This window comes from Streptomyces hokutonensis (genome assembly GCF_042751305.1).
Taxonomy (GTDB): Bacteria; Actinomycetota; Actinomycetes; order Streptomycetales; family Streptomycetaceae; genus Streptomyces; species Streptomyces hokutonensis_A.
Window position 1 is genome coordinate 26,234 of record NZ_JBHYWD010000044.1, and the last position, 7,366, is coordinate 33,599.

General features: G+C 70.3%; 10 protein-coding genes. 4 read left to right on the forward strand and 6 right to left on the reverse strand.

Annotation, left to right across the window (positions count from 1 at the left end):
* Positions 1-18: 18 nt before the first annotated feature.
* The 4 genes from ACFXC1_RS50300 to ACFXC1_RS50315 all read right to left on the reverse strand — a co-directional run bounded on the left by ACFXC1_RS50300 (position 19) and on the right by ACFXC1_RS50315 (position 1,946).
* Entirely contained in the window at positions 19-294 is a 276-nt protein-coding gene (locus tag ACFXC1_RS50300) for a hypothetical protein (RefSeq protein WP_381256962.1), read from the reverse strand.
* A complete protein-coding gene (locus ACFXC1_RS50305; protein WP_381256964.1) occupies positions 291-1,124 on the reverse strand; it encodes an HD domain-containing protein in 834 nt (277 codons plus the stop codon). The genes ACFXC1_RS50300 and ACFXC1_RS50305 overlap by 4 nt, the downstream gene beginning before the upstream one ends.
* On the reverse strand, positions 1,121-1,453 hold the full coding sequence (locus ACFXC1_RS50310) for a PadR family transcriptional regulator (RefSeq protein ID WP_381256967.1): 333 nt from the start codon (positions 1,451-1,453) through the stop codon (positions 1,121-1,123). The genes ACFXC1_RS50305 and ACFXC1_RS50310 overlap by 4 nt, the downstream gene beginning before the upstream one ends.
* A gap of 124 nt (positions 1,454-1,577) precedes the next feature.
* On the reverse strand, positions 1,578-1,946 hold the full coding sequence (locus ACFXC1_RS50315; RefSeq protein WP_381256970.1) for an amphi-Trp domain-containing protein: 369 nt from the start codon (positions 1,944-1,946) through the stop codon (positions 1,578-1,580).
* 235 nt (positions 1,947-2,181) lie between these two features.
* On the opposite strand from ACFXC1_RS50315, the gene ACFXC1_RS50320 reads away from it, so the two are divergent.
* The gene (locus ACFXC1_RS50320) at positions 2,182-2,508 is read left to right on the forward strand and encodes a carboxymuconolactone decarboxylase family protein (RefSeq protein ID WP_359611152.1); all 327 of its coding nucleotides are present in this window, start codon (positions 2,182-2,184) and stop codon (positions 2,506-2,508) included.
* A gap of 259 nt (positions 2,509-2,767) precedes the next feature.
* Positions 2,768-3,259 carry an orotate phosphoribosyltransferase gene (locus tag ACFXC1_RS50325; protein WP_381256973.1) on the forward strand — a complete coding sequence of 164 codons (492 nt, stop codon included), beginning with the start codon at positions 2,768-2,770 and terminating at the stop codon, positions 3,257-3,259.
* A 119-nt stretch (positions 3,260-3,378) separates the two neighbouring features.
* Here ACFXC1_RS50325 and ACFXC1_RS50330 read toward each other — a convergent pair whose 3' ends face one another.
* Positions 3,379-3,957: a cysteine dioxygenase gene (locus ACFXC1_RS50330; protein ID WP_381256975.1), complete on the reverse strand. Its 579-nt coding sequence runs from the start codon at positions 3,955-3,957 to the stop codon at positions 3,379-3,381.
* Between the two features lie 300 nt (positions 3,958-4,257).
* Between ACFXC1_RS50330 and ACFXC1_RS50335 the strand changes: the two genes are divergently transcribed.
* Positions 4,258-5,274, forward strand: a complete 1,017-nt coding sequence (locus ACFXC1_RS50335; RefSeq protein ID WP_381256978.1) for a LacI family DNA-binding transcriptional regulator — start codon at positions 4,258-4,260, stop codon at positions 5,272-5,274.
* A 214-nt stretch (positions 5,275-5,488) separates the two neighbouring features.
* Positions 5,489-5,806: a hypothetical protein gene (locus ACFXC1_RS50340; RefSeq protein WP_381256981.1), complete on the forward strand. Its 318-nt coding sequence runs from the start codon at positions 5,489-5,491 to the stop codon at positions 5,804-5,806.
* Positions 5,807-5,850: 44 nt separating this feature from the next.
* Here ACFXC1_RS50340 and ACFXC1_RS50345 read toward each other — a convergent pair whose 3' ends face one another.
* Positions 5,851-7,170, reverse strand: coding sequence for a DEAD/DEAH box helicase (locus tag ACFXC1_RS50345; RefSeq protein ID WP_381256983.1), 1,320 nt, complete (start codon positions 7,168-7,170; stop codon positions 5,851-5,853).
* Between the last annotated feature and the right edge of the window lie 196 nt (positions 7,171-7,366).

Genomic DNA, 7,366 nt, shown 5'->3' on the forward strand with positions numbered 1-7,366 from the left:
AGTGGCGCCGGGCGGCCGTCACAGCCCGTCCTGCGTGGCGGAGGGCGGTGCCGTCCGCCGGCCCGGTTCGGGTCCGGCGGCGCCGGTCGCGGAGCCGTGCCAGGCCTGGAGCAGGCGGACCAGGCGGCGAGCCGGTGTCTCGCTGGGGACGAAGAGCACTGCCGCCACCAGTACGAGGCCGCCCGCCGCGAACGCTGTGGCCGCCCAGGCGGTCGGCCCTCCCTGCACCATGGCCATCGCGAACGCGGCCACAGTCCCCAGGGCGGCCCCCAGCCGCGCCGCCCCGCTCGTCATCGCCGTTCCCGACGGAAAGGGCGGCGCAGTGTGATGGAGAGTCGGGGTGCGCCGAACAGGACGTGGAGTGTGAACCGGGTGCGGGCGCGACGGGTGGTGAGGGTCGCCAGGTCGGCGGTCCATTCCTCTCGCCAGCGCGCTCGTTGCCGTGACGGCAGCAGCAGAGTGAGGACCGCCAGGAGTCGGCCGGTGACGGCGTACGAAGACATCGGCGGCTGCAGGACCACTGAGGCGAGGTCCTGCAGTTCACGGCCGACCGTCTCAAGTCCCGCCGCGTCAGCCGCGGGTGCGTAGACATCAAGGGTTTCACGGGCTTTGAGGAGCTGCTTGGTCTGGGCCACGAACGCGATGGTGCGCATGTTGTGAAGCCGGTCCGCGAGCCGGATGGCCAGCACGGCGGTCTCCCACGAGGGGCCGTCGGCATCGGCCGCGAGCGTCCTGCCCTTGCCCGCCCGCGGGTACGCGGAGACTTCGGCGGTGCGCACCGCCTCGATCAAGTCGGCGACCTCTTGGCCGAGTTGATCGGCGATTCGCCGCGGCGGGCAGGCGGTGTCCTCCACGTCGTGGAGCAGCGCCGCGCACACCACGGGTGGAGGCATGCGGAGTTCGGCGACAATGGCGGCGACGGCAAGGCAGTGGGTGATGTACGGATCACCGCTGCGCCGCCTTTGCCCCGCGTGCCACATCGAAGCCTCGGCGTACGCGCGCTCCACCGGACCGGCGTCGGCGTCCGGGTGGTGCGAGCGAACTGCGGCGATGACGCTCCCAAGGGTCGGCGCCAGACCTGTCCGCGCGGTCAAGGACGACCGAAGCCGCCGCTGCCCCGTCATGACGCCTCTCCCCCGGTGGCGGGATCGGCACTGACCCACCCCGGCAAGGGCTGCTTCCGGGACCGATAGGTGCGCGCCAGAGCTTCGCGGGCTGCTTCGGCACCGTCCTGCGTAATCCCGTAGAAGCGGCGACGCGGACGTCCCTCCGCCTCGTGCACAGCCGGGTCCTCCCAGCTGCTCTCCAACCAGCCGAACTCTTCCAGCCGGGCCAGGATCGGATAGATCGTGCCCGACGGCAGCCCTGCCAGCTCGCACAGCTCAAGGCCGTACCGCTGCCTGGCAGGGTCCTCCAGCAAAGCCCGCAGCACCAGTTGAGTCTGCAAGGTCATACGCGGCGGCCTACCCATACTCGTACTCTACATAGCCCATATACAGACTGTCCAGAGAAGGTGACGCCTTGTGATCCGCGTTCCTGTATGCCCTCCAACAGCAGTTGCACCGGCCCGAGTTCGCCTATCTCGCTTTCGACGCGGACCGTTTGGTGTTCTTGCTCCTGCTGGTGCGCGTGCTGCTTCGGCCGGGCTCGGCGGGCGCCTTCTTGGCCCCTCTGGCCTTCTTCGTGGCTGCGACCGTTCGCGACGGCGTCGCGCGGGGCGGCGTGGTCGGCCACTTGAACTCGATCTCCAGCTCGATCTCCCCATTGCCGATCTCGACCTCAGTCTCGCTGCGCAGGTCGTCGGGGATCCGCAGGCTGAGCGTTCCGAGGCTGAGTTCCAGTTCGACATCCCCGCCTTCCCTCAGTGCGGCTGCGAGTGCCGTGAGTTGGTCAGCAGCCTCAAAGCGCGACAGAGAGCGCTTCTGCTCGAACTTCAGGTCCTTCATGGGTGTCTCCCCTTCGGAAGAGAAGAGTCGATTACGCCCATTCTGAGGCCAAGCGCGAGATCGGACATCCTCACGGCCGGGCGCTCGGAGCTTCCCTCCGGCGCGACGGACCATGCGCCCCCGCGCGCGAGGCCCGGAAGCGTTCTACCGTGGAGAGGAATCCTTCGTTCGCGGAACTCGGTTCCTTCCGCCTGTTGTCTCTCGGGGTCGAATCTCACCAGGAGGGCATGCGGTTATGTCCACTTCATCGGAAACACCTGTTCTTGACACCCTCGCCGCCATGACGGTCGACTCGATCGAGCGCTGCGGGATGACCCCGGACCTGCTCATCCTCACGCGTATCGCCGCGCTCGCCGCCTCGGACGCCCCGCCGATCTCGTACGTGGCGCATATCGACCCCGCCCTCAAGACCGGCCTGACCGCCGACCAGTTGCAGGACGTCCTGGTCGCCATCGCGCCCATCGTGGGCACCGCCCGCGTCATGACCGCGGCCGGCAACATCGCCACGGCTCTCGGAGTCGCCATCGCCGTCGCAGACACCGAGATCGAGTCCCAGGGCTGAGAACCGGCTCCGCCCGGCATCAGTGATCAACGCCGTGGCTGGAACGGGCCTCCGGCGGTGGATGATCCGGTCATGCGCGTACGCCGAGAGGCCCGTTGGGTCCTGTGGAGGCTGTGGCTTGAGGGCCTCGGTCGCGCGATTCAGCGACATACCTGGCTCTGCTCGGCGTCACCTCCCGCTGCGTCCGCGCTCCGGCATCGCGTCCGGCGGAACCGGGAAGCGGTGACCCCGGACCCCCGCGAGCAGCGGTTGGACGGACATGGCCGACGCCTTCAGCGAGGTGGCGCTTCGGTCCGGGCGCACTGCCACGGAGTACTTCGACAAGTACCGGTTCGAGGGCGACCCGGTCCTGCTGGACGAGATCGCCCGGCAGATGGTTCCGCTGGTGCCTTCTGGCACCGAGGCCCTGGCCGGCCTGGAGATGAGCGGCATCCCGGTGGTGACCGCGCTCGGCCGGCACACGGGCCTGCCCCGCGCGTTCGTACGGAAACAGGCCAAGCCCTATGGCACCTGCCGTCTCACCGAAGGAGCCGAGGCCGAGAGCCGTCGGGTGCTGGTCGTCGAGGACGTGGTCACCAGCGACGGACAGATCGTGCTGTCGACCGCGGACCTGCGTGGTCTGGGGGCTCAGGCTTTTGCGGCTCTGCGCGTGATCGACCGTGAACAAGGCGGCGCCGACGCCCTCGCGGCCGAGGACATCGGGCTGTTGTCGCTGCTGACGGCCGGAGATCTGCGCGCTGCTGCCGCCTGATCGGCGGGCGGTCGGTCCGGGGCATTCGTTCGCCTCGCTCAGCGGTCCCGACTCCCGGGCCTACCACGCCACGAAGCGCGCGGATCTCCGGCCGCCGGCAGCGGACTGCACGAGTCGCGTCAGGCCATGTCGTCCAGTGGACGCAGCTCGTCGGCGTAGGAGACCGACGTGCGGCGGAGGATCCCGTTGCGGGCGACGGTGTACTGGCCCATCCGCCACAGCGGCGGCGAGTAGGCGTGGATCGACACGCTGCCGGCATCGCGTCCGGTGAGCCGGTGGATGTGGTCGGGGCCGAAGCAGAAGACCTGACCGGCGCCCACCTCGGTCGCCAGGCTCGGCACGCCGACGGCCAGGTTGTGTTCGACGAGTGTTCCCTCGGCCACCGCCACGGCACCGGACGAAACATCGTGATCGTGCCAGCCGGTGTCGTTCCGCGGCGTCCAGCACAGCACCCAGACATCGACATGGGCGTCCCGGTACAGCGAGACGTAGTGCCGGTTGTCGTCGTCGAACGCCACGTGCTCACGCCACCTGGCGGGGTCCGCGGCGATCGACGCGGCCAGCTCCAGCAGTTCCCGCTTGTCCAGGTCGCGGCCCGGGAGCGCGTCGAGAGTGACGGCCGCCCGCACCCGGTGCCACGGCTCGGCATCGCGGGCGGCTGCGGTGTCGAGGTCGTGGGACGGCAGCGGTGCGGTCATGGTCGTACTCCTTCGAGTAGGTGGCACGGATTGCCGGCGCGTACGGCGTGCTCTGCGGCGAGTCACTGTGTCGAGCGTCCGGCGGCCGTACGACGAGGTGTCGACCCGGACGCGCGGGTCGAGGCGGAGTCGACCGCCGCCGCGCACCGTGCCCACTCATGCCGTCCCTTTGGTTAAGCGCTTCAGTGATGCGTTCCAGTGAAGCGCTTAAGTTGAGCCGGTGTCAATGTGCTCTGGGGCCGCTCCGGCCCCGGGCAGCCGGAGCGGCCCGCCAGTTCATCGGGTCGTTACACTGACGAGGTGCCAAAACAGCCGCGGCGGATCACCCTGCGCGACATCGCGGAGGAGACCGGGCTCTCCGCCGCCGCGGTGTCGTACGCGCTCCGCGGCCTTCAGGTGCCGCCCGAGACTCAACGACGCGTCCGCGAGGTCGCCGATCGGCTCGGCTACCAAGCGGACCCGATCGCCCGCGCCCTGGCCTCCGGTCGCACGGGGTACGTCGGGGTGCTGTGCGGATCGCTCGCCGACGTCTGGCAGCAGGACCTCGCCGCCGCCCTGGGCCGCAGGTTCCTCGGCGTCGGCCGGCACGCTCTGATCGTCGACGCCTCGAACGACCCCGAACTCGAGGCCACGCTCGCCTCCCAACTGGCCGACCAGCGAGTGGACGCGCTCATCGTCCTGCCCGTCGACCCGGCCGCCGCACACTGGAAGGAGGTCGCCCGGCGGACGGTGCTGACGTCCATCGGTGACGGACTGCCAGGAGCGGCCACCGCGGCGGAGGTTGTCTTCGACAACGAGGCCGGGGTCACCGACGCCTTCCAACGGCTCGTCGACTGCGGTCACCGGAGGATCGCCGTCATGACCCCGAGCCGGCCCACCACCCCCGACCGCCCCGCCGAGGTGATCGCCCACCGGGTCGCGCGGAGTCTCGGCCTGGACGTCACACTCCACCCCTCACCGCACGACCTGGACGGCGCCACCGCGGTGGCGCGGACCGTACTGGGCTCGGCGAATCCGCCGACCGCCTTTCTGTGCCTGGCCGATTCGATGGCCTATGGCGTCTACGCCGGGGCCCGGGAGCTGGGACTCGAAGTTCCCGACGACGTCTCGGTCATGGGCTTCGACGACCACCCGCTGTCGAGGCTGTTGACACCGCCGCTGTCCAGTTACCGGTGGCCGGCGGACCTGCTGGTGGACCTGGTGGTCAAGCGCACAGTCAGGGCGATCGACGAGAACAAACTAAGCCGTCGCAAAGTCCTGCCGCCGGCGGCCAAGCCACGCGGTTCGGTCGCGCCGCCGAGGACCGCGCGCCGGTAGGAGCGACCGAAGACGGACAGGTCACCCTTGCCCGCCCCGCAAGAGGACCTCCGCACGGCCATGTGGACTCCTGCCTACCAGGCGTGAGGAGTGAATCGCAGCCGTACCGCGCCTCCGTACGCTCTTCGCACCGTCCCTGTCGCGCAGGACGATGGCCCGGCCACCACCACCGGTGAACGAAGCACGCGGGCACCGGTGGCCGGTCGTACACGACATGAGCGAGGAGCGGACATTGGCTGTGGTGATGTTCATGCGCTGGACGGGTGTCACCCCCGAGCAGTACGACGCCGTTCGGGACACCGTGGGCTGGGAAGAGGCGGCCCCCGCGGGTTCACAGGTGCACGTGGCCTGGTTCGACGACGAAGCACTCAACGTGACCGACGTCTGGGACTCAGAGGAGGCCTTCCAGACCTTCTTCGCCGAACGGCTGGCTCCCGCAGTCGAGAAGGCCGGCATCAGCGGTCAGCCCGAAAGCGAGTTCCGGCCACTGCATCGCCGCTTCGTCCCACCCGGAGTCGTCGGCGGCGCATGAAGCCGGTGCCGGGCCCCACGGGCTCGGCACCCTCGTCCGTGGGGTCAGCGGCCCTTGCGTACCCGGGCCGCCGCGCGGGCTTCCGCGGTCTTGCGGGCCTCGGCGGCCTTGCGGGACTCCTTGGCCGGTCGGCCCGGACGGGTGCCCATGCCACGGAAGGGGGCGTTGCCGGTGGGCTTCGTCCCCACCGGGGGGCGTTTGGCCCCGGTGATGGCCGACAGAGTCTCCTCGCCGGAGCGCACCTGTGTGACGGTCGGCCGGATGCCGGCCTCGGACATCATGCGGTTCACCTCGCGCCGCTGGCCGGGCGTGACCAGGGTGACCACCTTCCCGGACTCCCCCGCGCGCGCCGTACGACCGCCCCGGTGCAGGTAGTCCTTGGCGTCGGCCGGCGGGTCCACGTTGACGACGAGGTCGAGCGCGTCGATGTGGATGCCGCGAGCGGCGACGTTGGTGGCCACCAGCACGGTGATCTCACCGTCCTTGAACTGGCCGAGCGTGTGCGTGCGTTGGGGCTGCGACTTCCCGCTGTGCAGCGCGGACGCCCGTACCCCGGCGGCCCGCAGGTGACGGGTGAACTGGTCCACCCCGGCCTTGGTGTCGAGGAACATCAGCACGCGGCCGTCCCGCGCGGCGATCTCGGTCGCCGTGGCGTACTTGTCGGCGCCGTGGATGTTCAGCACGTGGTGTTCCATCGTCGCGACCGAGCCCGCCGCCTCGTCGACCGATGCGAGAACAGGGTCGTGGAGGTAGTTCTGGACCAGCCGGTCGACGTCGCCGTCGAGCGTGGCCGAGAACAGGAGCCGCTGCCCGTCGGAGGGGACCTGGTCCAGGAGGTCCGAGACCTGCGGCAGGAACCCCAGGTCGCACATCTGGTCCGCCTCGTCCAGCACCGTGATCCGTACGTGGTTCAGGTGGCAGTCGCGGCGCGACACCAGGTCGGTCAGCCGCCCCGGCGTCGCGATGACCACCTCGACACCGGTGCGCAGCAGCGCCGTCTGCCGGTTGATCGACAGGCCGCCGACCACCGTCGCCAGCCGCACACCCATTGTCCGCGCGTACGGGGTGAGCGCGTCGTCCACCTGCTGGGCGAGTTCCCGGGTCGGCACCAGGATCAGCGCGAGCGGCCTCTTCGGCTCCGCCCGTCGGCCCGCGGTCCGTACGAGCAGCGGGAGCCCGAAGGCGAGTGTCTTGCCGGAGCCGGTCCGCGCGCGGCCCAGCACATCGTGGCCTGCCAGCGCGTCGGGGAGTGTCGCCGCCTGGATCGGGAAGGGTTCCGTCACCCCGAGGTCCGTCATCGTCCCGACCAGCTCGGGCGGCAGTCCGAGCGTGGCGAAGGAAGCAGTCGGCGGCTTCGCGTTCATGGGGAACCTTCCTCGGTCTGATGCCCGCAACGCGCCGGGGCCCGCACCCCTTGGTACGGGCCCCGGCGATCTCGAAGCGTTCTCCCACTTTATCAGCGGACACAGACCCGACGGGGGGGCCCAGGGGGGGGGGCCAAGAGGGCGAGGGGGGGGGGTGGGGAGGTTTTGTGGAGCGCGGGGGGGGGGGAGAAGGCAG

Bases quoted from the DNA above. Each gene is read 5' to 3' on its own strand.
- ACFXC1_RS50300 (WP_381256962.1), bottom strand. From the start codon at position 294: ATGACGAGCGGGGCGGCGCGGCTGGGGGCCGCCCTGGGGACTGTGGCC.
- ACFXC1_RS50305 (WP_381256964.1), bottom strand. From the start codon at position 1,124: ATGACGGGGCAGCGGCGGCTTCGGTCGTCCTTGACCGCGCGGACAGGT.
- ACFXC1_RS50310 (WP_381256967.1), bottom strand. From the start codon at position 1,453: ATGACCTTGCAGACTCAACTGGTGCTGCGGGCTTTGCTGGAGGACCCT.
- ACFXC1_RS50315 (WP_381256970.1), bottom strand. From the start codon at position 1,946: ATGAAGGACCTGAAGTTCGAGCAGAAGCGCTCTCTGTCGCGCTTTGAG.
- ACFXC1_RS50320 (WP_359611152.1), top strand. From the start codon at position 2,182: ATGTCCACTTCATCGGAAACACCTGTTCTTGACACCCTCGCCGCCATG.
- ACFXC1_RS50325 (WP_381256973.1), top strand. From the start codon at position 2,768: ATGGCCGACGCCTTCAGCGAGGTGGCGCTTCGGTCCGGGCGCACTGCC.
- ACFXC1_RS50330 (WP_381256975.1), bottom strand. From the start codon at position 3,957: ATGACCGCACCGCTGCCGTCCCACGACCTCGACACCGCAGCCGCCCGC.
- ACFXC1_RS50340 (WP_381256981.1), top strand. From the start codon at position 5,489: ATGAGCGAGGAGCGGACATTGGCTGTGGTGATGTTCATGCGCTGGACG.
- ACFXC1_RS50345 (WP_381256983.1), bottom strand. From the start codon at position 7,170: ATGAACGCGAAGCCGCCGACTGCTTCCTTCGCCACGCTCGGACTGCCG.